Genomic DNA, 22001 nt, shown 5'->3' on the forward strand with positions numbered 1-22001 from the left:
ACAAGCTACCGCGCGCTTTCCGAGAGTTTTTGTGCAGACCTTCGCTGGAAGCAGCCCTTGTGCGGAACTCGCAGTCCGTTCTCGAGATTGCCTGCGACCTTCTCTAGAATTGCGGCATCTTTTCACGAAACAGGATGCCAGCGATGCCCGAGCCGCTGTTGATTGCCAAGAACGCCTCTGTCGACTGCCTGCTGTTGCCCGGCAAGGCCAACCGCCATGGCCTGATCACGGGCGCAACCGGCACCGGAAAGACGGTGACGCTGCATGCGATGGCCGAGCAGTTCTCCAGGATTGGCGTGCCGGTGTTTCTCACGGACATCAAGGGCGACCTGGCGGGTATCAGCCAGCCCGGCAGCATGGGCGCCAAGATGGCTGCCACTTTGCAGCAGCGCGGCATTGCGTTGCCGGACAGTTACGCTGCGCCGACGATTTTCTGGGACGTGTTCGGCAAGAGCGGCCATCCCGTGCGTGCGACGATTTCCGACATGGGACCACTGCTGCTGGCGCGCATGCTGGATCTGAACGAGACGCAAAGCGGCATCCTCAACATGGCGTTTCGCGTCGCCGATGACGAGGGGCTATTGCTGCTGGACCTGAAGGACTTGCGCTCCATGCTGCAGTACCTGGCCGATAACGCGGCGCAGCTGCGCACGAGTTACGGCAACATCAGCGCCGCCAGTGTGGGGGCGATCCAGCGCGCCTTGCTGCAGATCGAGGAACAGGGGGCCGACCAGTTCTTTGGCGAGCCCATGCTCGACATTGCCGATTTCATGCAGACCGATGCGCAGGGGCGCGGCGTCGTCAGTATTCTCGCGGCGGATCAACTGATGCAGGCCCCGCGCCTGTATGCGGCATTTTTGTTGTGGATGCTCTCGGAGCTGTTCGAGCACTTGCCCGAAGTAGGGGACCCGGACAAGCCCAAGCTGGTTTTCTTCTTTGACGAGGCCCATCTGCTGTTTGCCGATGCGCCCAAGGTGCTGCTCGAGCGCATTGAGCTGGTGGTGCGGTTGATCCGCTCCAAGGGCGTGGGCGTATTCTTTGTTACGCAGAATCCCACGGACATTCCCGATAGCGTGTTGGCGCAACTGGGCAATCGTGTGCAGCACGCGTTGCGGGCGTTTACGCCGCGCGACCAGAAGGCCGTGCGGGCGACGGCGCAGACGATGCGGCCCAAGGAGGGATTGGACATCGAACAGGCCATCACCGAACTGGCCGTTGGCGAGGCGCTGGTGAGTTTTCTGGATGAGAAAGGTAGCCCAGGCATCACCGAGCGTGCGTTTGTGGTCCCGCCGGGCAGCTTCATCGGCCCGATCGAGGCCAGCGTGCGGCAGCAACTGGTGCGGCAATCGCTGGTGGCGGGGGTGTATGACGAGGCGGTTGATCGGGAGTCCGCCTACGAGGTGCTCAAGCAGCGCGCCGAGGCTGCGCAGGAGGCCGCCGAGCAGGCCAGCCAGCAGGGCGAGGGCATCACCGGGATGCTCAGTGAGTTCCTCTTCGGCAGTACCGGCCCGCGTGGCGGCAAGCGCGACGGGCTGGTGCAGTCGGTCGTCAAATCCACTGTGCGCACGCAGGCCAATCGCCTGGGACGCCAGCTGCTGCGCGGCGTGCTGGGCGGTCTGATGGGTGGGGGCAAATCACGCAAGTAGCCACACGCAAGTCCCACGGCGGCGCTGCCGTTGTGCGGGACAATCCATTGCACAGTATTTCTAGGAATCGTCATGCCGTTTCATCGCCGCCAGCTGCTGCAGGCAGCCATTGCAGCCGTTGTCGTGTCGCAACGCTCCGTCGTATCGGCCGCAGGCCGTCCGGTTCGCCTGCTGGTGGGCTTTCCCGCCGGTGGCGGCACCGATGCGCTGGCACGCCTTCTCGCTGCGCATTTACGCAGCGAGCTCGGGGTGGACATCGTGGTGGACAATCGCCCCGGCGCCGGTGGGCAGCTTGCTGCGCAGGCCCTCAAGGCGGCCGCGCCTGACGGCAAGACCCTGTTTCTCTCGCATGACCATACGATCAGCATCGTCCCCAAAGTCATCCGCGTGCCGGGCTTTGACCCGAATGTGGATTTCGTGCCGGTGGCGGGGGTGGCCACTTTCGTCAATGCGTTTGCGGTGACGGCCGCTCACCCGGCACGCACCTTTGCCGATTACGAGCATTGGCTGAAGCAGCAGGCGCCCGAGCAGCTGGCCGTGGGCATTCCCGCGCCTGCCTCAACGCCGGAGTTTCTGGTCAATCTGCTGGCGCAGCGCAATGGCGTGGCGCTGCAACCCATTCCCTACCGGGGCAGTGCGCCGATGATTGCTGATCTTCTCGGGGGGCAGGTCCCGGCAGGCATTGGCTCGGTGCAGGATTTCATGGAATTGCACCGTACGGGACGTCTGCGCGTGGTGGGGGTGCTTGGCGCGCAGCGACAGCCGGCACTGCCCGATGTGCCCACCTTCAGTGAGATGGGGGTGCCCGGATTCGAGGACCCGCCTTTTTACGGCTTGTATGCGCCCGCCGGTCTGCCAGCCGAGCTGGTCGCCCGCTGGGAGACGGCCGTGCAGAAGGTACTGCAAATTCCCCAGGTGCGTCAGCAGATGCAGGACTGGGGTATGGTCGTCGATTACATGAACCATAACCGGCTGCGCGATGTGGAAGCCGCTTACAGCCAAACCTGGGGCCGTATCATCGCGCAGCTGGGTTACGAGCCGCAATGAGCAGCACCAACGTGCCGCGCGATGCGGCTGCCACCTGATTCAATGGACGGCGCTCTGGCGGCCGATTACCACCATGCTGATGTATCCCGATATCGACCCGATTGCATTGCAGATCGGTCCTCTGGCTGTTCACTGGTACGGGCTGACCTATCTGGTTGGCTTTGTGCTGTTCGTGCTGCTCGGGCGCCAGCGCCTGAAGCATCCGCCGTTCGAGCGGCTGGCTGCGCAGGGCATCTGGCAAAAGCGCGACGTGGAAGACATGCTGTTCATTGGCGTGGTCTGCATCATTCTTGGTGGCAGGCTGGGCTACGTGCTGTTCTACAAGCCTGGCTACTACCTGGCCAATCCGCTGGAAATCCCCATGATCAACAAGGGGGGCATGGCATTCCATGGCGCGCTAATTGGAGCCATCGTGGCAATCGTTTGGTTCTCGCTCACACGCAAGCGGCCGTTCTGGCAGGTGGCCGATTTCGTGGCGCCCTGCGTGCCGCTGGGCTTTGCCGCAGGGCGCATCGGCAATTTCATCAATGGCGAGCTGTGGGGGCGATTCGCATCGCCTGATCTGCCGTGGGGCATGGTGTTTCCGCACAGTGGCTCGATGCTGCCACGCCATCCTTCGCAGCTCTATCAGTTCCTGCTGGAGGGTGTGCTGCTGTTTATTCTGCTGTGGCTGTACGCACGGCGCGAGCACGCGCAGGGGCGGGTGGCGGCGGTGTTCCTGATGGGCTACGGCGTGCTGCGCTTCATCGCGGAATTCTTTCGCGAGCCCGACGACTTTCTGGGGCTGCTGTCGCTGGGCATGAGCATGGGCCAATGGCTGTGCGTGCCGATGATCCTGGGCGGCGTTGCCGTCTGGATCTGGGCGGGGCGCCGTGCCGCCAGGGTTGGCGGCCCATGAGCAGACGGTAATTACTGCTGCGCTGCGCCAGGCAGAGGTCGCGGCCTGCCTTGCGCGTCGATGGCCACGTAGGTCAGCGTGGCTTCAGTGACCTTGACGATGTTGCCGGGCTGGGCGTGGCGTTCTGCAAAGACTTCCACCGTGACCTGAATGGAGGTGCGGCCAAAGCGCAGCACCTTGGAGTAGAAAGACAGCAGGTCACCGACGTGCACCGGCTGCTTGAAGATGAACTCATTGACGGCGACAGTGACCACTCGCCCTGCCGCATGGCGAGCCGGCAGCACCGAGCCGGCCACGTCGACATGGGCCATGACCCAGCCGCCAAAGATGTCACCATTGACGTTGCAGTCCTTGGGCATGGGCACGACCTTGAGCACCAACTCCATATCGTCGGGAACGGGGCAGGCGGGGGGATTCATGGCAGTCTTTCTGTGAACGGATGGCAAGGCCGCGATTGTAGGCAATACGGCACCGCACGCGCTTGTTGCGATGTGCTTTGTGCGATGCGTGGCTGCACGCTATGTGCTGCGGTGCGCCTGGGTTTCCATACCTTGCCTAGAATCGTCAGTTCCAGCGTGGCCGCTGATGTGCTTGCGTGCCTATTTTCAGGAAGGGTTTCATGGTCGATCGAATCTTCAATCTCGTGCGCAACCAGCTCATCGAAGTCATTGAATGGACGGATGACTCGCGCGATACGCTGTCCTACCGCTGGCCGGACGAGGACAAGGAAATCAAGAATGGCGCGCAGCTGATCGTGCGCGAGTCGCAGCAGGTGCAGTTCGTCGCAGCCGGTCAGTTTGCGGACCTGTTCGGGCCCGGCAAGCACACGCTCTCAACCGAGAACATTCCGGTGCTGTCCACCATTCTTGGCTGGAAGTATGGCTTCCAGTCGCCGTTCAAGTGCGATGTGTACTATCTGAACACGCGCCTTTTCACCGGGAACAAATGGGGCACCGCCAACCCGGTGATGATGCGCGACCAGGACTTCGGCGTGGTGCGCCTGCGCGCCTTCGGCACCTACGACTTCCGCATCGTCGATGCGCCCCGGTTTCTCAAGGAAGTGGCAGGCACGGACCAGAATTTCCGTCTCGACGAGTTCAACGACACGATGCGCTCGCGCATCGTCAGCGTCTTTACCGAGGCGCTGGCCAGGGCGCATGTGCCAGTGCTTGACATCGCCCAGCGCTACAGCGAGCTGGGTGACGCATTGCTGCCCATCATCAATCCTGCCATCCGGGACAAATACGGGCTGGAGATCGCCAGCTTCATCCTCGAGAACGTGTCCGTGCCGCCCGAAGTCGAGCAGGCCATCGACAAGCGTTCGAGCATGGGCGTGATTGGCAATCTCAACGACTATGTCAAATACCAGATGGGCATGGCCATGGGCGAGGGCGGCGAGGCCGGGGCCGCGGCCACCGTGCCGGCACAGATGGCCATGGGCTTTGGCATCGCGCAGGAGATGATGCGCAGCATGCAGCAGCCCGGTGCTGCGGCAGCACCGCAGGCGCCCGCCAGCGCCGGCCTTCAAGTGCTGAGCCCGGAGCAGGTGGCGCAGGTGCTCGGTGTGACGGTGCAGGACGTGATGGCCGCCATCGAGGCTGGTGAGCTCAGGGCGCGCCGGATAGGCAGCGCATGGCGCATTGCGCAAAGCGCGCTGGAAGATTTTCTGCGCGGCTGATGGGCGCCGTGCAGGTCAATGCGTTGCAAGTGCTGAGACGTCATGGCAGTTGAGGCCGCCGCTCAGGCTGGTGAAGCGACACAGGCCATTGGCAGGCAACCGTGCCCGGCCTGCGGGGCCGACTTGGAGTGGAGTGCGTCCAGACAGGCGCTGGTGTGCCCATACTGCGGCACGACCGCCAGCTGGACGCCGCCAGCGCCCGGAGGCAGCGGTGGCATTGTCGAGCGCGACCTGCAAGCGGCATTGCAAGACCCGGACAGCCGGCGTGGCTGGGGGAGCGAGCGGTATGAAGTCCGGTGTCAGAGCTGTCACGCCATCACGGTGTTTGACAGCGCACGGGTGGCGCAGCGCTGTGACTTTTGCGGCTCACCTTCCATCGTTGCGCACACCGCGCTGGGGGAAGTCATCACCCCACAGGGCATCCTGCCCTTCAGGGTCAGCGAGGCACAGGTGCGCGAGCGCGTGCGCAGGTGGTATGCCTCGCGCTGGTTTGCCCCAAGCAAACTCCGACGCGCCGCACTGACTGATACGCTCAGGGGCGTCTACTTGCCGTACTGGACGTTTGATGCCCACGCCAGCGCGCGCTGGCGTGCCGATGCCGGGCATTACTACTTTACGAGCGAGACCTACCGCAGCAGCACGGGCCAGTTGCAGACGCGCCAGGTGCGGCGCGTGCGCTGGATGCCGACATCGGGGCAGCTGACGCATTTCTTCGATGACGCGCTGGTGCCCGGCACAGTGGGGGTGCACGGGGTGTTGCTGCGCCGAATCGAGCCGTTTCCCACACGCGCCGAGCTGGTGCCGTACTCACCCGAGTATGTGCGAGGCTGGACGGTCGAGCGTTACCAGATTGACCTGCGCCAGGCTGCCATGCTCGGCGAGCGGCAGATGCGCGATCGCCTCTACAGCCTGTGTGCCCAGCGCGTGCCGGGCGATACGCACCGCAATCTCGTGCTGGATGTGCAATACCAGGGTCGCACATTCAAGCATGTGCTGGTGCCGGTCTGGCTGGTAAGCTACACCTATGGGCGCAAGCGCTATCAGCTTGTGACCAATGGCCACACCGGCCAGCTCGCGGGCGAGCACCCCTATAGCTGGGTCAAGATTGCAGTGGCGGTCATGCTGCTGGCGCTGGTCGTGGCGGTGCTGATCGGCGTGTTTGGGCAGTAGGAATCTGTTTACGATCTTTGGATGCCCCGCGTCGCGACGACGGGGGGGCAATCGCCGGACTCTGGCACCCGCCTTCGTGGGGATACGGTGTCACGAAGGCCTGTCACTATAATCGGCGCAGTTTCGGAACTGTCAGCCCACTACTGGATGCATAACAATGAGAATTGCCGTATTGGACGATGATCCGCTGGTGCAGGAGTTGGAAAAGGGCGCCATCGAGCAGTTGGGCCACAGCTGTTATCTGTTTGGCGATGGCACGAGCCTGCTCAAGGACTTGCGCCGCCAGACCTTTGATCTGCTGATCGTGGACTGGCACTTGCCGGACATGGAAGGCCCGCGTGTGGTCGAGGCGGTGCGCCAGAGCATTGGCTCCAACATCCCCATCCTGTTCGTGACTCGCCGTGGCACGGAGGAGGATGTTGTCGAGGGCCTGGCCAGTGGTGCGGACGATTTCATGACCAAGCCGGTGCGGCTGGGTGAGTTGACTGCGCGGTTGAACGCGCTGTTGCGTCGGGCCTATCCAGCCAATCACGCTGGCGTGCTGGAATTTGGCATCTACCGCTTCGATACCGACAAGCGCACGCTCCAGGTGCGCGGCGAGCCGGTCGAGATGAAGACACGGGAGTTCGATCTGGCGTTGTTCATGTTCCAGAATGCAGGGCGTCTGCTGTCGCGCGACCATGTACGGGAGATGGTGTGGGGCCAGCTGTACCAGGTGCCCTCGCGCTCGCTCGACACGCACGTTTCCCGCCTGCGCACCAAGCTGGAGCTAACGCCTGAGAATGGCTATGTGGTCAATGCCGTGTATGGCGTGGGCTACCGACTCGAACCCGTCAACGCGTCTGCTGCGGCGCAGCAAGCGTCCTGAGAATTTGTTCACGCTTTTTTCATTGCGCAGCGGACGGCCAAGCAAAAGCGCACCGAAAGGGGTGCGCTTGTCTCGTGCATAAGGAGCGCCGCCGAGACCATGGGTCGTTGCGGCGCGGCCCGTCAGGGCGCAGTGGCTTCATAGCCAGCGTCCTTGACTGCTGCGATCAAGGTCTCGCGCGGCTGCATCGTGTCGACACTGACCAGGCCAGTCTTGAGGTCCACATTGACCTTCGCGGTGTTGTCGAGCTTAAGGATGGCTTTCTGAACGGCATTGACACAGTGCTCGCAGGTCATGCCCTGCACTTTGATGGTTTTGCTCACGGACATGGTCTCAGTACTCCTTCGTGAAGAAACGTCTATGCGGCGCAGGCCGCACCGAATGCAACCATTATCGCTGCGCGTCCCAGCGTGCTTGCACGCTTTTCATCTCCTGCCCAGCCCTCAGATCGAACACGGCGTAAGAATCGATCCGGCACAGGCGCTCAGGCGGCATCCCGGTATGCGGCAAATGGGCTGCGGGCATCGATCTTTCGCGCAGCTTGCGGCGCAACGGCCTTAGCAATGGCGGCAACGTGTTCGGGGGTGGTGCCACAGCAGCCGCCGACGATGTTGACCAGTCCCTCGGCCGCGAATTCATGGATCAGCCGGCTGGTGACGTCCGGCGTCTCGTCGAAGCCGGTCTCGCTCATCGGATTGGGCAGGCCAGCATTGGGGTAGCAGCTGATGAAGGTGTCCTGCGCGACGTTGGCCAGTTCCTGGATATAGGGACGCATCAACGCGGCGCCAAGGGCGCAGTTCAGGCCGACTGCCAGCGGCTGGACGTGGCGCACGCTGTACCAGAAGGCCGTGACCGTCTGGCCCGAGAGAATCCGCCCGGACGCATCCGTGACCGTCCCGCTGATGAGAATGGGCAGCCGCTCGCCGGTCTCGTCGAATGCCTGCTGTACGGCAAACAGCGCGGCCTTGGCGTTGAGGGTGTCGAAGATGGTTTCGACCAGAATCACATCCGCACCACCTTCGATCAGCGCCAGTGCCTGCTCCAGATAGGCCTGGCGCAGCGTCTCGAAGTCGATGTTGCGTGCACCGGGATCGTTCACGTCGGGGCTGATGCTGGCCGTCTTCGGGGTGGGCCCGAGCGCGCCGGCAACGTAGCGCGGCTTGTCTGCGGTTGAGAAACGGTCGCAGGCCTGGCGCGCCAGCTGCGCGGAACGCAGGTTCATCGCACGCGCCAGTGTCGCCATGCCGTAGTCGTCCTGTGCCACTGTCGTGGCACCGAACGTGTTGGTCTCGATCAGGTCAGCGCCTGCGGCCAGGTAGCCTTCATGGATGGCCGATATGACGTCGGGGCGCGTCAGCGACAGTAGCTCGTTGTTGCCCTTGACATCCCTGGACCAATCGGCAAATCGCTGGCCGGCACCGTCCGCGCCGGTATACCCCTCGCCACGATACTGGGCTTCGCCCAGCTTGAAGCGCTGAATCATGGTCCCCATGGCGCCATCTAGGATCACAATGCGGTGGCGCAGGATATCCGGCAGTGCCTGGGCGCGGGTATAGGTTGGTGGCTGCATGCGCCGATTGTAGGCCGATGGCTTGCACAGCAGCGGTGCGCGCAATAACGAAGGTTGGCACCTGCCTGAAGGGTTTGCGGCACGTCGGTTTTTTCGGACCGCGCGCGACACTAACAAGCCTGCGCTGGCGTTGTGGCGCATTGCCTCGACCGACCCCGCGCAATCCGTTATTCGACGCGGGGTTGCTGGGCTGTTTGCACTTGCGGGAGGGATGCCTCAAATGTCGGTGGGGTGCAATTTCGTCACTACATATAGTGTATATTTGTTCTGCGACACGCTATATATAGCGTTTTTCTGACATTTTGTGATTTGTGCAAAGCTGCCTTGCCAGGCCCTTCTGTGCTAAAGTGAAGCCTGCTTTTCGCGCCGTATGCAGGCGATGTGTAGTGACCTCCGAGGGCGTGTTTCGCCGGAGGTCCCATCCCCATGAGGCGGTCTGCTTTAGGCTGTTGCGGCATTTGCCGCTCCCCCTGCGCAACCCGTCTCGCGAAAGCCTATTTTTTGGATTTTTGCGTTGGACAAACCGCGTCAGGCGCGCAAGAGGTGGTCTTCCCGGCGTCTCTTGGCGGCGGGCCTTGGCGCGGTTGCGGCCACTTTCTTTCTCAGGAGTTTCATTCCATGCAGGTCACGGTTTACAGCACCCCTTCTTGCGTTCAGTGCACTGCCACTTACCGCGCGTTGGACAGACAGGGCATTGCTTACGAAATCGTGGATTTGACGCAGGATGCAGCGGCCATGGAGAAGGTCAAGGCGCTGGGCTATTCCCAGGCGCCAGTGGTGTTCGCCGGGGACGATCACTGGAGTGGTTTCCGCCCGGACAAGATTGGCAGTCTGGCCAAGGCGGCGGCTTGACGCACGTGCGCTGCGCCGCTGGGTAGCTTAGCTCGCTGCTCAATGGTCGACAGTTGCTGTTTTTTGGCGGCGGATGGCGCCCATTTGACAGGAATTGCGAGTCATGGGGATGATTGTCTATTTTTCCAGCCAGTCGGAAAACACGCATCGTTTTGTCGTCAAGCTGGGTTTGCCTGCGCAACGCATCCCGCGCGACATCGAACAGGCCGCCGCGTTTACGGTACAGCAGCCCTATGTGCTCATCCTGCCGTCCTATGGAGGCGGCAACCTGCAGGGGGCGGTGCCCAAGCCAGTCATCCACTTTCTGAACCAACCGGTCAATCGCGCGCTGATCCGTGGCGTCATTGCTTCGGGCAACACCAACTTCGGCACCGCCTATGCACTGGCAGGCACGGTTATTGCGCAGAAGTGCCAGGTGCCGTTCCTGTACAAGTTCGAATTGCTCGGAACCCCCGACGATGTGGAGCGCGTGCGGTCCGGTCTGGCCGAATTCTGGAAAAGTGAGCAGGCCGAATCGGCCTGAAAACCTGATCGCAGCCCTTCGTCTGCGATGCTTGGTTACTGATTTTGAATGATTTCATCGACTGTTGATGACAGTTGATGCATGTTTTGAGAGATAAGGATAGGACATCAACCATGCCTTCTGCCACCGTGCACGCCCTTCGCCCTACTGCTCCCAGCGCAGAGCCGCTGCCCGTGGTCCAGTCCGTTGCCCACAAGCAGGATACGGAGCTCGATTACCACGCGCTCAACGCGATGCTGAACCTGTTCGGCCCGAACGGAGAGATCCAGCTCGACAAGGATCGCATGGCTGCACGCCAGTACTTTCTGCAGCATGTGAACCAGAACACGGTGTTTTTCCACAATCTCAAGGAAAAGCTCGACTATCTGGTAGAAAAGGGCTACTACGAGGAGCAGGTGCTGCAGCAGTACAGCTTTGAATTCTTGCAAAAGCTCTGGGACGCGGCGTATGCACACAAATTCCGCTTCCCCACATTCTTGGGGGCGTTCAAGTACTACACCTCCTACACGCTCAAGACCTTTGACGGCAAGCGCTATCTGGAGCGCTATGAGGACCGTGTCTGCATGGTGGCGCTGACGCTGGCGCGTGGCGACGAAGCCATGGCCATGGAGCTGATGCACGAGATCATCACCGGGCGCTTCCAGCCAGCCACGCCGACCTTCCTCAACTGTGGCAAGAAGCAGCGCGGCGAGCTGGTTTCGTGCTTTTTGCTGCGCATTGAGGACAACATGGAGTCCATTGGCCGCGCAATCAACTCGGCACTGCAACTGTCCAAGCGCGGCGGCGGCGTGGCCTTCCTGCTGACCAACATCCGCGAGGCGGGCGCGCCCATCAAGCACATCGAGAACCAGTCTTCGGGTGTGATCCCGATCATGAAGCTGCTCGAGGATGCGTTCAGCTACGCCAACCAGCTGGGCGCGCGCCAGGGCGCGGGTGCGGTCTACATGAGCGCGCACCACCCGGACATCCTGCGTTTTCTCGATACCAAACGCGAGAATGCCGACGAGAAGATCCGCATCAAGACGCTGTCGCTGGGCGTGGTCATTCCCGACATCACGTTCGAGCTGGCCAAGAACAACGAGGACATGTACCTGTTCTCGCCTTACGACGTCGAGCGCATCTATGGTGTGCCGATGGCGGACATTTCGATTACCGAAAAGTACCGCGAGATGGTCGACAACCCGGGCATTCGCAAGAAGAAGATCAACGCGCGCGAGTTCTTCCAGACCCTCGCCGAGATCCAGTTCGAGTCGGGCTATCCGTACATCATGTTCGAGGACACGGTCAACCGCGCCAACCCCATCAAAGGGCGCATCAACATGAGCAACCTGTGCTCGGAGATCCTGCAGGTCAACACGCCGTCGACCTACAACGACGATCTCGGTTACGAGACCATCGGCAAGGACATTTCCTGCAATCTGGGCAGCCTCAACATTGCCAAGACCATGGATTCCCCGGACTTTGCCAAGACGGTTGAAGTGGCCATTCGCGCACTCTCGTCGGTGTCGGATCAGAGCCATATCGATTCCGTACCATCCATTGCGCAAGGCAATGACGAGTCCCATGCCATTGGCCTGGGGCAGATGAACCTGCATGGCTATCTGGCGCGCGAGCGCATCTTCTACGGCAGCGAAGAAGGTATCGACTTCACCGATATCTACTTCTACACCATCACCTACCACGCGATTCGCGCCTCCAACCGCATCGCCATCGAGACGGGCAAGAAGTTCAAGGGCTTCGAGGATTCCAAGTACGCCAGCGGCGAATACTTTGACAAGTACATCTTCCAGAAGTGGGAGCCCAAGACGCAGAAGGTGCGTGAGCTGTTCGAGAAGTCTGGCATCGCCATACCGACGCAGGAGGACTGGAAGGCGCTCAAGGCCTCGGTGCAGAAGTACGGTATCTACAACCAGAACCTGCAGGCGGTGCCGCCCACCGGCTCGATCTCGTACATCAACAATTCCACGTCCAGCATTCACCCGATCGTGGCCAAGATCGAGATCCGCAAGGAAGGCAAGGTCGGCCGGGTCTATTACCCCGCACCCTATCTCTCGCAGGACAATCTGGAATATTTCCAGGATGCCTACGAGATCGGACCGGAAAAGATCATCGACACTTATGCGGCGGCCACCAAGCACGTTGACCAGGGCCTGTCGCTGACGCTGTTCTTCCGCGACACCGCCACTACCCGGGACGTCAACCGGGCGCAGATCTATGCCTGGCGCAAGGGCATCAAGACCATCTACTACATCCGACTGCGTCAGATGGCGCTGGAAGGCACGGAAGTGGAAGGCTGCGTGTCCTGCACGCTGTGATGGAGCCGGACGGACATGCCGACGATTCGCAAAAATGCCTCTGCCAGCCGGTATGAGATCCATCTGGACGACGGCACGCTCGCCGGCTTTGCCGACTACCGCATCAGCGGGAGTCGGGTTGAGCTGCCCCATACGGTTGTCGAGCCGCAGTACAGTGGCCAAGGGCTAGCGGCGCAACTGGTGGAATATGCGTTGGCGGATATTCAGGCCGGCGGTCAATGTGTGATGCCGACCTGCTCCTATGTGGCCGCCTTCATCGCACGCAAGTCGCAGTGGAAGGCGCTGGTCTGTCAGGATTGACGGCCACAGCGGTGGCGGCTTTCATAACTCGCCAGCCCGCAGTATTGCCAAGCGTGCGCGCACATCGCCGGCATCCTCGGCATCGCGCACATGGCTGAGATAGGCTTCGAAGTCGGCGATGGCTTCTTCCACGTGGCCCAGCGCATCGTGGGTCCAACCACGGTCGCGGCGCTCTGACCAGTCGCCGGGCAGCAGGCAGACCAGGCGATGCTGCACGGCCAGCAACCGTTCGTTGTCGCACTGGACTCGATGGATCTCCTTGAGGTTGCGCAGCATGCGCGCGACGATTTCGCGCGGCGTCGCGCTTTGCAGGAACAGGCCCAGCGGCAGCGTCTCCTCCTCGACCATTGCCAGGCGCGGCAGTTGCCCCTGCAGCTGATGCGTCAGCTCTTCGCTGGAGTACGACTTGCCGGTCAGAGGATCCAGAATCACCTGGCCTTCTGGCAGCAGCACCTTGAGCATGAAATGCCCTGGAAACGACACGCCATGCGCCTGCAGGCCAACGCTGTGTGCCAGTTCCAGCCACAGTACGCCCAGCGAAATGGGAATACCGCGGCGTGTCTGCAAGACCTGGTGCAGGTAGCTGTTGTCGGGATCGTAGTAATCGTTGCGGTTGATCTCGAAGCCCAGCTCGCCGTAGAAGAAACGGTTGAGGGCGCGGATGCGCGCCAGCACTGGTTGCTCGCGCAGCCGCCGCGTCGCCAGGCGCGCCTGCAGGCTGTCGACCGTCCACAGCACTTGTTGAAGATCCAATTCCGGGTATTCGTCCTGCGCAAGGCTGGCAGCGGCCTCCAGCAGCGGAAAGTCCGCGTCGGTCTGCACCAGCGTAGCAAAGTAATCGAGCGGGGTAGGGAGTTCCAGCTTCATGGGTGAGAGGGCGTGGCACGCCGGTCATTTCTTCGGCATTGCCTGAAAACGCAGTGTAGCAGTGCCGTACCTGCCAGTGCTCGGGCACGGCATTACCAGGCGCGCGACCGGCGCAGCAATGCGCGCAGATCGCAGCGAGCGGCCAGCAGCACGCCGAAGTAGACCAGCGCTGACCCGGCCAGCATCGCCGCCAGCAGTGCCACGCGCCGCCAGGGCGTGGCGCGCAACGCCAGCCAGTCCTGCGTCTGCACCGCCCAGGTCAGGAACAGCGCCAGTGCAATCAGGCCGGCTGCGATTTGCAGGCCATAGCGCCACCAGCCACCTGCGGGTCGATACGCGCCGCGGCGCACCAGCCCGGTCAGCAGCCAGAAGGCATTGAGCAGCGCCCCCATGCCGATGGACAGGGCCAGTCCGGCATGGCCCAGCAAGGGCACGAACGCCACATTCAACAGCTGCGTGGTCACCAGCACCACCACGGCGATCCGAACGGGAGTGCGCATGTCCTGGCTGGCGTAGTAGCCTGGCGCCAGCACCTTGATAGCCACCAGCCCCAGCAACCCCATGCCATAGCCCATGAGCGCGCGCGCGATCTGCACCGCGTCCTCGTCGTGCAAAGCCCCGTAGTGAAATAGCGTGCTGGCCAGCGGCAGCGCAAAACAGATCAGTCCCACCGCGCATGGCAGTGCCAGCAGCACCACCATGCGCAGGCCCCAGTCGAGCATGGCGGAGTAATCCTCAGTATGACCCGATGCCTTGGCTGCGGACAGCCTTGGCGTGAGCACCACCCCGAGCGCCACGCCCAGCAGCGCCGTGGGAAACTCCATCAGTCGGTCTGCGTAGAACAACCAGGTGACACTGCCGGCCTGCAGCCAGGAGGCGATCTGCGTGTTGATCATCAGCGAGATCTGCGCCACCCCCACCCCCAATAGCGCGGGCGCCATCAGACTCAGGATGCGCCGCACGCCGCTGTCCTGCCATGCGGTGCGCAGCGCCTGCGGGCGCCAGCCCAGCCGCGGCAGCAGGCGCAGCCGGTGCAGCGCCGGCAGCTGGATGCCCATTTGTAGCACTCCGCCGGCCATGACGCCGACGGCCATCGCATAAATCGGCGCGATGCCTTGCGTCCCCAACCACGGTGCCAGCCACGCGGCCGCAGCAATCATGCAGAGATTGAGCAGCACCGGTGTGGCCGCCGGCACTGCATAGCGGCGCCAGGTATTGAGAATGCCCGCCGACAGCGCCACCAGCGACATGCAGGCGATGTAGGGGAACATCCAGCGCGTCATGCGCACCGCTGCGTCAAACGCATGCGGCTCCTGCTGCAGCCCGCTGGCCAGCAGCCACACCAGCAGCGGCGAGCCCAGCACGCCCAGCGCGCTGAATGCCAGCAGCACCCACACCAGTACCGTGGCCACGCGGTCAATCAGCAACTGCGTGGCCGCGTCGCCCTGTTGCTCCCGGGTGGAAGCCAGCACCGGCACAAATGCCTGGCTGAACGCCCCTTCGGCAAACAGCCGACGAAACAGATTGGGGATGCGAAACGCGACATTGAATGCGTCGGTCAGCGCGTTGGCACCAAATGTGGTGGCCATCAGCAGATCGCGCGCCAGTCCGGTGATGCGCGAAAGCAGCGTCAGCAGCGAGACCGTTGAGGCCGCCTTGAAAAGAGACATGGGAACAGCACTTTCTCGTCGGTTCAAAAAGCTGGCGCGTGCAGACCACCGTCTACCTGAAGCAGTCCCTGCTGCAGCGCCTGGGTGGCATTGGCGTGCAGGCAGATCGCCGCTGCCGTGGCGACGTTGAGCGACTCCTGCCCCCCCGGTTGCGCAATGCGCACTGCCTGGTGGGGCAGGGCCGCCAGGGCCGGGCTGACGCCCTGGCCCTCGTGACCGAGCACCCATGCGCTGGGCCAAGGCAGCGGTGCCTCATGCAGCCAGGCACCGGCGTGCGAGCTGGTCAGCAGTAGCGGCAACTGCAGCGCATCCAGCGCCTGCAGGGGGGCCTGCTCTACCAGTTGCAGCGAAAAATGCGCCCCCATGCCGGCGCGCACTACCTTGGGGGACCACAGCGCGGCCGTGCCTTGCAGGGCGACAACCTGCCGAAAGCCAAAGGCCGCCGCGCTGCGCAGGATGGCGCCGACGTTGCCCGCATCCTGCAGGCGGTCAAGTACGACCGTCGGCACGCTCGCGCGCACGCTGCCGGCACCACGCCATGGCAGCACATAGGCCAGGCCGGCGCAGCTTTCCAGCGCACTGACCTGCGCGAACAACGTATCGTCGAGCGCCACGCAGGCGTGGGATCCGGCAGCCGGCAGCCATTGCTGCCAGCCGGGCTGCGCCAGGCGTGACTGGGACAGCACCACCGTCTGTACCGGCAAGCCCGCATCGCGCACCACGCTGCACAAATGCTCGCCTTCGAGCCACAGCGCGCCCAGCTTGCGGTAGGCCTGTGCATCCTGCGCCAGGCGCCGCCAGGCCTTGAGCTGCGGATTGTCGCGGGAGTGGATGGGAACGAAACGGGGTAGGGCGGGCATGCCGGAACAAGCAAGAAAAGAGAAGGCATCTGGCGCGCCGAGCACGCGCGGGCTGGCGGGTGATGCATCTGCGCGGCCAACAGCCGGCCATTCTCGCACGCCGCAGCGGGCAGTGACGATGGCCGGTCGCGGCGGTGCACCCGCCAACTGCTGCGCGGTGCAACGGAAATTGCTGCAACCGTTGAAAATTGCGCTAGAATCCTGCGCTTTGGCGCATTAGCTCAGTTGGTTAGAGCGACGGAATCATAATCCGCAGGTCCGGGGTTCGAGTCCCTGATGCGCCACCAGTTTTTTCCTGTGCGATCAAGACATGCAGGCCACCCGATGCGGTGGCCTTTTTGTTGCCGGCCTGCGCGCTGATAGCGACGGGCCAGCGAAGAGCCCTGTTGGCATCGCACCTCAGGCTGGCCGCAGTGTCCGCAGGTCCAGCAGCGTGAAACGGCCGCCATCGCGCCATCCGCCGGTGTCGATGAAGAACACGTTGCCCAGCTGCGCAGGTCTGGACACGGTCATGTGGCCATGTATGACGGCACGCACGTTGCGCACGGGCTGTCGATAGCCGCAGCGGTAGCGTTCGATGGACCAGAGGCACATGCCTGCGTCATTGGCGCTGAAGCTTCCTGACGCAATGGCTTGCCAGTCGTCGTATGGGAAGTCGGCGTGGACGATACCCACCGGCCCCAGCGCGGTCTGCACCTCCAGCGCCAGCGGCAGTGCACGCAACCCTTGCGCGATCTTGCGCTGCACTGGTGCGGCCAGGGCATCCAGCCACTGCCCGCCATGCGCAACATGATCCACCTCCTGCAGGGGGATTCCCAGCGCTCTGCGCCAGGTCATCAGGTCGTGATTGCCACAGACGGAATGAAACCAGGGCTGCGCCAGCCAATGCAGCACCTGCGGCGATTCCGGCCCCCGACCCACCAGATCCCCGACGGCAAACAGCCGGTCACGCTCGGGCGCGAAGCCGATGCGATGCAGCGCCTCGGAAAGCTTGCTGAAGCAGCCATGGATGTCGCCGACAGCAAGGTCGCGCCCCCGGTGATTCGGGGCGAAGCGTTGCAGGCGTGTTGTGGCGTTCATGGTCTGTCACAGGCGGGACGTGTCAGCAGGTGCAGGGCCGCTCGTCAGCGTTGGTGCCGATTCTCACCGCAAAACGGAGGTGACGCGAGTCAGCGCACGGATGGGTTAAGGTCGCCCGTTCCAGAAAGAGAAAGAAAGAGAAAGGGACAGGACCATGCATCCATTTGATGAGGCCATTGCACTGACGCCGCTGGGCGATGACCATTTTGAGGGCCGTACCACGCCAGCGTACTGGAACATGGTCGGCCCGTTTGGCGGCATCACAGCAGCGACGTTGCTCAACGCCGTGCTGCAGCATCCGCTGTTGCTCGGCACGCCCCGCGCCATGACCGTCAATTTTGCCAGTGCCGTGCCGCAGGGAGCGTTTCGCGTCACGGCACGCCCCGTGCGCACCAACCGCTCCACCCAGCATTGGCTGGTCGAGCAGTGGGCGCAGGAAGACGGCCAGGACGCCCTGGTCACCACCGCAACCGTGGTTACGGCGGCGCCGCGCACGACGTGGTCCGGCACGGACATGCCTGCGCCCGAGCAGGGTGGGCCGGGCAATGATGTCAAGCCGCTGATCATTGACAGCTTCACGCCATGGCTGCGCCAGTACGCCGTGGTGCCGCTGGTGGGCAGCCTGCCTGAACGCTGGGACGAACGGGTCGCCACGGACAGCCTCAGCCGTCTGTGGGTACGCAAGGCACGGCCGCGCGCGCTGGATTTCTGCGCGCTGGCTGCGGCCTGTGACGTGTTTTTCCCTCGCGTCTGGCTCAAGCGCGCCGAGCAGGTCCCGGCCGGCACCGTCACAATGACCGTCTATTTCCACGCCGATGCTGCGCAGATTGCTGCCGCGGGCGATGACTGGCTGCTGGCACAGGCGCAAGGCCAGGAGTTTCGCAATGCCTTTGCCGACCAGAGTGGCCAGATCTGGCGGGCCGATGGCCTGATGCTGGCCACCACCCATCAGCTGGCGTACTACCGGCAGTGATGCTGCAGCTGTGGCTTTTTCCCTTCAATCCTTCCAACGCGGGACTACTACTGATGGCTACCAATCCTCCTTCCGCCGAATCCGCTTCTTGCAACGAGGTGCTGCAGCACCGCGAAGCCGGTGTGCTGACCCTGACGCTCAATCGTCCGGACAAAAAAAATGCTTTCACGCAGGCGATGTACGGCATGCTGGCCGATGCGCTGGCTGCTGCCGCGCAGGAGCGGGAGGTGCGCGTAGTCGTGTTCCAGGGCCACGAGAGCATCTTCAGCGCCGGCAATGACATGGCGGACTTCCAGCAAGGCATGGCCACCCAAGGCGGCGAGCCACCGGTGTTTCGCTTTCTCAAGGCGCTGGCGACCTTTCCCAAGCCGGTGCTGGCTGCCGTATGCGGCCCGGCCGTGGGCATCGGCACCACCATGCTGCTGCACTGCGATCTGGTGATCGCCGGTGACAACGCGGCCTTCTCGTTGCCGTTCGTCAATCTTGGGCTTTGTCCCGAGGCCGGTTCATCGCTGTTGTTGCCCCAGTTGGTCGGGCATTTGCGCGCCAGCGAAGCCTTGTTGCTGGGCGAGCCCTTCTTTGCCGAGGCGGCCCAGGACATCGGCCTGGTCAACCGCATTGTGCCGCCGGGCGAGGCCAACAGCTATGCGCAGGCGCAAGCCCGGCGACTGGCCGCCAAGCCCTCGGCAGCGCTGATGGCCACCAAGCGCCTGCTCAAGGGCGCGCAACAGGCGCAGGTACTGGCGCGCATTGATGAGGAGGCGCAGGCCTTTGCCGAACTGCTGCGCGGGCCTGCGGCCAGGGAGGCGGTGGCGGCCTTTCTTGAAAAGCGTCTGCCCGATTTTTCGAAAATCCACTGATTGTTCTGCGGATCTGCGTGCGCGCCAATGGGCTTACCATTGGCTGCATGCGTCAACTGATCATCGCCGCCGTCGGCCTGAAGATGCCTGCATGGGCCCAGCAGGGCTATGAGGACTACGAAAAGCGCTTTCCCCCTGACATGCGGCTGACGCTGCGGGCGGTCAAGGCGGAGCCGCGCAGCGCCGGCAAGACGGCCGAGCAAATGATGGCCGCCGAGGCCCAGCGTCTACGTGCGCAGATTCCGGCGCAGGCGCGGGTCGTCGCACTGGATGAACGTGGCCAGGCTGGCACCACGCAGCAGCTGGCGCGGCGGCTGGCAGCCTGGCGCGACGCTGGCACCGACACTGTCTTTCTGATCGGTGGCCCGGATGGCCTGGCGCGCGCGCTGCGCGAGCGGGCTGACGAGACGCTGCGCCTTTCGGACCTGACGCTGCCGCATGCCATGGTGCGTGTGCTGCTGGCCGAGCAGCTTTATCGTGCCTGGTCCATTTTGGTCAATCATCCTTACCATCGGGAGTAGCCCGTCGCCGTGACCTTCATGCCCGTCTCTCTTTATCTCGCATCCCAAAGCCCGCGACGCAGCCAACTGCTGGCGCAGATCGGCGTTGCCCACACGCTGTTGCTGCCCGATCCGGCCGATCCCCATCCGGACGATACGCCTGAAGCGCTAGAGGCACTGGAGGCGGTGCGGCCTGGTGAGGCGGCTGATGTCTACGTGCAGCGCGTGACGCTGCGCAAGCTCCAGGCGGCGCAGGCGCGCGCCCGGCGCCGCAGTCTGGCGAAGGATGCGGCCATTCTGTGCGCCGACACAACGGTAGCACTCGATGGCGTCATCCTTGGCAAGCCGGCTGATGCCCAGGAGGCCGCGGCGGTGCTGCGAAGCCTTGCTGGCCGCCGCCATGCCGTGCTGACGGCGGTGGCGTTTGCCGACGGTGCGGCCATTCGCCAGGCGCTGTCGGTGTCGCAGGTGGATTTCGCGCCGCTGGACCAGGCATGGCTGGCAGCGTATCTGGCATCGGGGCAGTGGCGCGGCAAGGCCGGCAGTTACGGCATTCAGGGGCTGGCCGGCGCGATGGTTGCGCGCATCGAAGGCAGTTATTCGGGCATCATGGGCCTGCCGCTGCATGAAACCTATCAATTGCTGCGTCCCTGGCTGGCAGACAACGCAGCGTGTCAACCTGCCCATTCCGAACATTTCTCATGAGCAATCCCCCCTTTGTTCCGGCCAGTGGCGCCGCTCAGACCGACGCGATGGCGGACGTGCCTGCCGCCGTTCCGGTCGAGGCTGCATCGCCACGGTCGCAGGCGGCGGTCGCAGCCAGCCAGGAAATTCTGGTCAACTGGGCGCCTCAGGAAACCCGTGTGGCTGTGATCGAGCACGGCGCGGTGCAGGAGCTGCACCTGGAGCGCACGCTGGAGCGTGGGCTGGTGGGCAATATCTATCTGGGCAAGGTCACGCGGGTGCTGCCTGGCATGCAGTCGGCCTTCGTCGATATCGGCCTGGAGCGCGCTGCCTTCCTGCATGTGGCCGATGTCTGGCAGCGCCATGGCAACGGCGAGCCACCCGCGACCGTGCGCAGGCTCGAAGCCGTCACGCCCATCGAGAAGCAGATCTTCCAGGGCCAGTCGCTGGTCGTGCAGGTCATCAAGGACCCGTTGGGCCAGAAAGGTGCGCGGCTGTCGACGCAGATCAGCGTGGCGGGGCGCTCGCTGGTGTTTCTGCCGCAGGATGACCACATCGGCGTGTCGCAGAAGATCCCGCCCGCCGAGCGCGACGCGCTGCGCCAGCGCCTGCAAACGCTGGTGGCCGCTCATACGCCCAAGGGGCAGAGCACCGGTGGCTTCATCCTGCGCACCAATGGTGAGGACGCCAGTGATGAGGAGCTGCTCGACGACATCCGCTATCTGCGCCTGACCTGGCAGAAGATCCGCCAGGCGGCGCTGAGCCAGCCCGCGCCCAGCCTGCTGCATCAGGATCTCGATCTGCTGCGGCGCGTGCTGCGCGATCTCGTCAGCGATGCCACGCGCAGCGTGCAGATCGACTCGCGCGAGCAGTTCGAGGCACTGCAGGCCTTTGCGCGCGAGTTCACGCCCGGCGCCGTCGACCGACTGCAACACTACAGCGGCGAGCGGCCGATCTTCGATCTCTACAACGTCGATGAGGAAATCACCCGTGCGCTGGGCCGGCGGGTGGACCTCAAGTCCGGCGGCTATCTGATCATCGACCAGACCGAGGCGCTGACCACCATCGACGTCAACACCGGCGGCTACGTGGGTGCGCGCAACTTCGATGACACCATCTTCAAGACCAACCTGGAGGCAGCGCAGGCCATAGCGCGCCAGCTGCGGCTGCGCAACCTGGGCGGCATCATCGTCGTTGACTTCATCGACATGACGCAGGACAAGCACCGCCAGCAGGTGTTGCAGGAATTTCGTCGCCAGCTCGCGCGCGACCGCGTGCGCACCACGGTGTGCGACTTCTCGACGCTGGGCCTGGTGGAGATGACGCGCAAGCGCACGCGCGAGTCGCTCGCGCACGTGCTCACGCAGCCTTGCCAGGCGTGCGCCGGCACCGGCGAAGTCAAGACGCCGCGCAGCGTCTGCTACGACATCCTGCGCGAGATCCTGCGCGAGGCGCGCCAGTTCAACCCGCGCGAGATCAAGGTGCTGGCCGCGCCCGAGGTCATCGAGCTGTTTCTCGACGAGGAGAGCCAGTTTCTGGCCAGCCTGTCGGATTTCATCGCCAAGCCCATTGCATTGGTGGCGGAAGCCGCGCTGGCGCCCGACCGCTATGACATCGTGCTGGTATGACCGGCATCACGA

Annotated in this window: 22 protein-coding genes and 1 tRNA gene; 16 read left to right on the forward strand and 7 right to left on the reverse strand. The window is 63.4% G+C overall.

Going from position 1 to position 22001, the window contains the following annotated elements:
* The first annotated feature begins 143 nt into the window (after positions 1 to 143).
* From AAV94_RS01345 to lgt, 3 genes are all read left to right on the forward strand, one after another.
* Positions 144 to 1646, forward strand: a complete 1503-nt coding sequence (locus tag AAV94_RS01345; protein WP_046740511.1) for a helicase HerA-like domain-containing protein — start codon at positions 144 to 146, stop codon at positions 1644 to 1646.
* A 72-nt stretch (positions 1647 to 1718) separates the two neighbouring features.
* Complete coding sequence (locus AAV94_RS01350; protein WP_046740512.1) at positions 1719 to 2693, forward strand: tripartite tricarboxylate transporter substrate-binding protein; 975 nt, start codon at positions 1719 to 1721, stop codon at positions 2691 to 2693.
* A gap of 73 nt (positions 2694 to 2766) precedes the next feature.
* Complete coding sequence (gene lgt, locus AAV94_RS01355) at positions 2767 to 3591, forward strand: prolipoprotein diacylglyceryl transferase (protein WP_046740513.1); 825 nt, start codon at positions 2767 to 2769, stop codon at positions 3589 to 3591.
* A gap of 11 nt (positions 3592 to 3602) precedes the next feature.
* On the opposite strand, the gene AAV94_RS01360 is transcribed toward lgt, so the two are convergent.
* A complete protein-coding gene (locus AAV94_RS01360) occupies positions 3603 to 4010 on the reverse strand; it encodes an acyl-CoA thioesterase (protein ID WP_046740514.1) in 408 nt (135 codons plus the stop codon).
* 200 nt (positions 4011 to 4210) lie between these two features.
* On the opposite strand from AAV94_RS01360, the gene AAV94_RS01365 reads away from it, so the two are divergent.
* The 3 genes from AAV94_RS01365 to AAV94_RS01375 all read left to right on the forward strand — a co-directional run bounded on the left by AAV94_RS01365 (position 4211) and on the right by AAV94_RS01375 (position 7307).
* Positions 4211 to 5269, forward strand: a complete 1059-nt coding sequence (locus AAV94_RS01365; RefSeq protein WP_046740515.1) for an SPFH and helix-turn-helix domain-containing protein — start codon at positions 4211 to 4213, stop codon at positions 5267 to 5269.
* Between the two features lie 42 nt (positions 5270 to 5311).
* Positions 5312 to 6439 (forward strand): zinc ribbon domain-containing protein, encoded by a 1128-nt coding sequence (locus AAV94_RS01370; protein ID WP_046740516.1) that lies wholly within the window; start codon positions 5312 to 5314, stop codon positions 6437 to 6439.
* Positions 6440 to 6596: 157 nt separating this feature from the next.
* On the forward strand, positions 6597 to 7307 hold the full coding sequence (locus tag AAV94_RS01375; protein ID WP_046740517.1) for a response regulator transcription factor: 711 nt from the start codon (positions 6597 to 6599) through the stop codon (positions 7305 to 7307).
* 122 nt (positions 7308 to 7429) lie between these two features.
* On the opposite strand, the gene AAV94_RS01380 is transcribed toward AAV94_RS01375, so the two are convergent.
* Both AAV94_RS01380 and AAV94_RS01385 read right to left on the reverse strand, forming a co-directional pair.
* Positions 7430 to 7636, reverse strand: a complete 207-nt coding sequence (locus AAV94_RS01380) for a heavy-metal-associated domain-containing protein (protein ID WP_231731165.1) — start codon at positions 7634 to 7636, stop codon at positions 7430 to 7432.
* 155 nt (positions 7637 to 7791) lie between these two features.
* Positions 7792 to 8877 (reverse strand): homocysteine S-methyltransferase family protein, encoded by a 1086-nt coding sequence (locus tag AAV94_RS01385; protein ID WP_046740641.1) that lies wholly within the window; start codon positions 8875 to 8877, stop codon positions 7792 to 7794.
* A 618-nt stretch (positions 8878 to 9495) separates the two neighbouring features.
* On the opposite strand from AAV94_RS01385, the gene nrdH reads away from it, so the two are divergent.
* The 4 genes from nrdH to AAV94_RS01405 all read left to right on the forward strand — a co-directional run bounded on the left by nrdH (position 9496) and on the right by AAV94_RS01405 (position 12867).
* Entirely contained in the window at positions 9496 to 9729 is a 234-nt protein-coding gene (gene nrdH, locus AAV94_RS01390) for a glutaredoxin-like protein NrdH (protein ID WP_046740518.1), read from the forward strand.
* Positions 9730 to 9832: 103 nt separating this feature from the next.
* Positions 9833 to 10252 (forward strand): class Ib ribonucleoside-diphosphate reductase assembly flavoprotein NrdI, encoded by a 420-nt coding sequence (nrdI, locus tag AAV94_RS01395; protein ID WP_046740519.1) that lies wholly within the window; start codon positions 9833 to 9835, stop codon positions 10250 to 10252.
* Positions 10253 to 10365: 113 nt separating this feature from the next.
* A complete protein-coding gene (nrdE, locus tag AAV94_RS01400; RefSeq protein WP_046740520.1) occupies positions 10366 to 12567 on the forward strand; it encodes a class 1b ribonucleoside-diphosphate reductase subunit alpha in 2202 nt (733 codons plus the stop codon).
* A 15-nt stretch (positions 12568 to 12582) separates the two neighbouring features.
* A complete protein-coding gene (locus AAV94_RS01405; protein ID WP_046740521.1) occupies positions 12583 to 12867 on the forward strand; it encodes a GNAT family N-acetyltransferase in 285 nt (94 codons plus the stop codon).
* Positions 12868 to 12888: 21 nt separating this feature from the next.
* Here AAV94_RS01405 and AAV94_RS01410 read toward each other — a convergent pair whose 3' ends face one another.
* The 3 genes from AAV94_RS01410 to AAV94_RS01420 all read right to left on the reverse strand — a co-directional run bounded on the left by AAV94_RS01410 (position 12889) and on the right by AAV94_RS01420 (position 16264).
* The gene (locus tag AAV94_RS01410; RefSeq protein WP_046740522.1) at positions 12889 to 13734 is read right to left on the reverse strand and encodes a SirB1 family protein; all 846 of its coding nucleotides are present in this window, start codon (positions 13732 to 13734) and stop codon (positions 12889 to 12891) included.
* 92 nt (positions 13735 to 13826) lie between these two features.
* The gene (gene murJ / locus AAV94_RS01415; protein WP_046740523.1) at positions 13827 to 15404 is read right to left on the reverse strand and encodes a murein biosynthesis integral membrane protein MurJ; all 1578 of its coding nucleotides are present in this window, start codon (positions 15402 to 15404) and stop codon (positions 13827 to 13829) included.
* A gap of 23 nt (positions 15405 to 15427) precedes the next feature.
* A complete protein-coding gene (locus tag AAV94_RS01420; protein ID WP_046740642.1) occupies positions 15428 to 16264 on the reverse strand; it encodes a TrmH family RNA methyltransferase in 837 nt (278 codons plus the stop codon).
* Positions 16265 to 16474: 210 nt separating this feature from the next.
* Here AAV94_RS01420 and AAV94_RS01425 point away from each other — a divergent pair.
* Positions 16475 to 16551 (forward strand) — tRNA-Met (locus tag AAV94_RS01425).
* A 112-nt stretch (positions 16552 to 16663) separates the two neighbouring features.
* On the opposite strand, the gene AAV94_RS01430 is transcribed toward AAV94_RS01425, so the two are convergent.
* The gene (locus AAV94_RS01430) at positions 16664 to 17344 is read right to left on the reverse strand and encodes a metallophosphoesterase (RefSeq protein ID WP_046740524.1); all 681 of its coding nucleotides are present in this window, start codon (positions 17342 to 17344) and stop codon (positions 16664 to 16666) included.
* Positions 17345 to 17498: 154 nt separating this feature from the next.
* On the opposite strand from AAV94_RS01430, the gene AAV94_RS01435 reads away from it, so the two are divergent.
* From AAV94_RS01435 to rng, 5 genes are read left to right on the forward strand one after another with little or no spacing between them, the layout of a single operon-like run.
* Positions 17499 to 18317 carry an acyl-CoA thioesterase gene (locus AAV94_RS01435; protein ID WP_046740525.1) on the forward strand — a complete coding sequence of 273 codons (819 nt, stop codon included), beginning with the start codon at positions 17499 to 17501 and terminating at the stop codon, positions 18315 to 18317.
* A gap of 53 nt (positions 18318 to 18370) precedes the next feature.
* Positions 18371 to 19177, forward strand: coding sequence for an enoyl-CoA hydratase (locus tag AAV94_RS01440; RefSeq protein ID WP_046740643.1), 807 nt, complete (start codon positions 18371 to 18373; stop codon positions 19175 to 19177).
* 47 nt (positions 19178 to 19224) lie between these two features.
* Complete coding sequence (gene rlmH / locus AAV94_RS01445) at positions 19225 to 19698, forward strand: 23S rRNA (pseudouridine(1915)-N(3))-methyltransferase RlmH (RefSeq protein ID WP_046740644.1); 474 nt, start codon at positions 19225 to 19227, stop codon at positions 19696 to 19698.
* 18 nt (positions 19699 to 19716) lie between these two features.
* On the forward strand, positions 19717 to 20382 hold the full coding sequence (locus tag AAV94_RS01450) for a Maf family protein (protein ID WP_046740526.1): 666 nt from the start codon (positions 19717 to 19719) through the stop codon (positions 20380 to 20382).
* The gene (gene rng, locus AAV94_RS01455) at positions 20379 to 21989 is read left to right on the forward strand and encodes a ribonuclease G (RefSeq protein ID WP_231731167.1); all 1611 of its coding nucleotides are present in this window, start codon (positions 20379 to 20381) and stop codon (positions 21987 to 21989) included. The genes AAV94_RS01450 and rng overlap by 4 nt, the downstream gene beginning before the upstream one ends.
* Positions 21990 to 22001: the final 12 nt, after the last annotated feature.

Origin of the sequence: Lampropedia cohaerens, assembly GCF_001005215.1 — a bacterium.
Taxonomy (GTDB): domain Bacteria; phylum Pseudomonadota; class Gammaproteobacteria; order Burkholderiales; family Burkholderiaceae_C; genus Lampropedia; species Lampropedia cohaerens.

What these genes read in the sequence shown, in the direction of transcription:
- AAV94_RS01435 (WP_046740525.1), top strand. Translation starts at nt 17,499, where the DNA reads ATGCATCCATTTGATGAGGCCATTGCACTGACGCCGCTGGGCGATGAC.
- AAV94_RS01365 (WP_046740515.1), top strand. Translation starts at nt 4,211, where the DNA reads ATGGTCGATCGAATCTTCAATCTCGTGCGCAACCAGCTCATCGAAGTC.
- AAV94_RS01375 (WP_046740517.1), top strand. Translation starts at nt 6,597, where the DNA reads ATGAGAATTGCCGTATTGGACGATGATCCGCTGGTGCAGGAGTTGGAA.
- murJ (WP_046740523.1), bottom strand. Translation starts at nt 15,404, where the DNA reads ATGTCTCTTTTCAAGGCGGCCTCAACGGTCTCGCTGCTGACGCTGCTT.
- AAV94_RS01370 (WP_046740516.1), top strand. Translation starts at nt 5,312, where the DNA reads ATGGCAGTTGAGGCCGCCGCTCAGGCTGGTGAAGCGACACAGGCCATT.
- AAV94_RS01360 (WP_046740514.1), bottom strand. Translation starts at nt 4,010, where the DNA reads ATGAATCCCCCCGCCTGCCCCGTTCCCGACGATATGGAGTTGGTGCTC.
- AAV94_RS01345 (WP_046740511.1), top strand. Translation starts at nt 144, where the DNA reads ATGCCCGAGCCGCTGTTGATTGCCAAGAACGCCTCTGTCGACTGCCTG.
- AAV94_RS01350 (WP_046740512.1), top strand. Translation starts at nt 1,719, where the DNA reads ATGCCGTTTCATCGCCGCCAGCTGCTGCAGGCAGCCATTGCAGCCGTT.
- AAV94_RS01385 (WP_046740641.1), bottom strand. Translation starts at nt 8,877, where the DNA reads ATGCAGCCACCAACCTATACCCGCGCCCAGGCACTGCCGGATATCCTG.
- AAV94_RS01440 (WP_046740643.1), top strand. Translation starts at nt 18,371, where the DNA reads ATGGCTACCAATCCTCCTTCCGCCGAATCCGCTTCTTGCAACGAGGTG.
- nrdH (WP_046740518.1), top strand. Translation starts at nt 9,496, where the DNA reads ATGCAGGTCACGGTTTACAGCACCCCTTCTTGCGTTCAGTGCACTGCC.
- AAV94_RS01450 (WP_046740526.1), top strand. Translation starts at nt 19,717, where the DNA reads ATGCCCGTCTCTCTTTATCTCGCATCCCAAAGCCCGCGACGCAGCCAA.
- AAV94_RS01410 (WP_046740522.1), bottom strand. Translation starts at nt 13,734, where the DNA reads ATGAAGCTGGAACTCCCTACCCCGCTCGATTACTTTGCTACGCTGGTG.
- AAV94_RS01380 (WP_231731165.1), bottom strand. Translation starts at nt 7,636, where the DNA reads ATGTCCGTGAGCAAAACCATCAAAGTGCAGGGCATGACCTGCGAGCAC.
- AAV94_RS01420 (WP_046740642.1), bottom strand. Translation starts at nt 16,264, where the DNA reads ATGCCCGCCCTACCCCGTTTCGTTCCCATCCACTCCCGCGACAATCCG.
- AAV94_RS01430 (WP_046740524.1), bottom strand. Translation starts at nt 17,344, where the DNA reads ATGAACGCCACAACACGCCTGCAACGCTTCGCCCCGAATCACCGGGGG.
- nrdE (WP_046740520.1), top strand. Translation starts at nt 10,366, where the DNA reads ATGCCTTCTGCCACCGTGCACGCCCTTCGCCCTACTGCTCCCAGCGCA.
- nrdI (WP_046740519.1), top strand. Translation starts at nt 9,833, where the DNA reads ATGGGGATGATTGTCTATTTTTCCAGCCAGTCGGAAAACACGCATCGT.
- rng (WP_231731167.1), top strand. Translation starts at nt 20,379, where the DNA reads ATGAGCAATCCCCCCTTTGTTCCGGCCAGTGGCGCCGCTCAGACCGAC.
- lgt (WP_046740513.1), top strand. Translation starts at nt 2,767, where the DNA reads ATGCTGATGTATCCCGATATCGACCCGATTGCATTGCAGATCGGTCCT.
- rlmH (WP_046740644.1), top strand. Translation starts at nt 19,225, where the DNA reads ATGCGTCAACTGATCATCGCCGCCGTCGGCCTGAAGATGCCTGCATGG.
- AAV94_RS01405 (WP_046740521.1), top strand. Translation starts at nt 12,583, where the DNA reads ATGCCGACGATTCGCAAAAATGCCTCTGCCAGCCGGTATGAGATCCAT.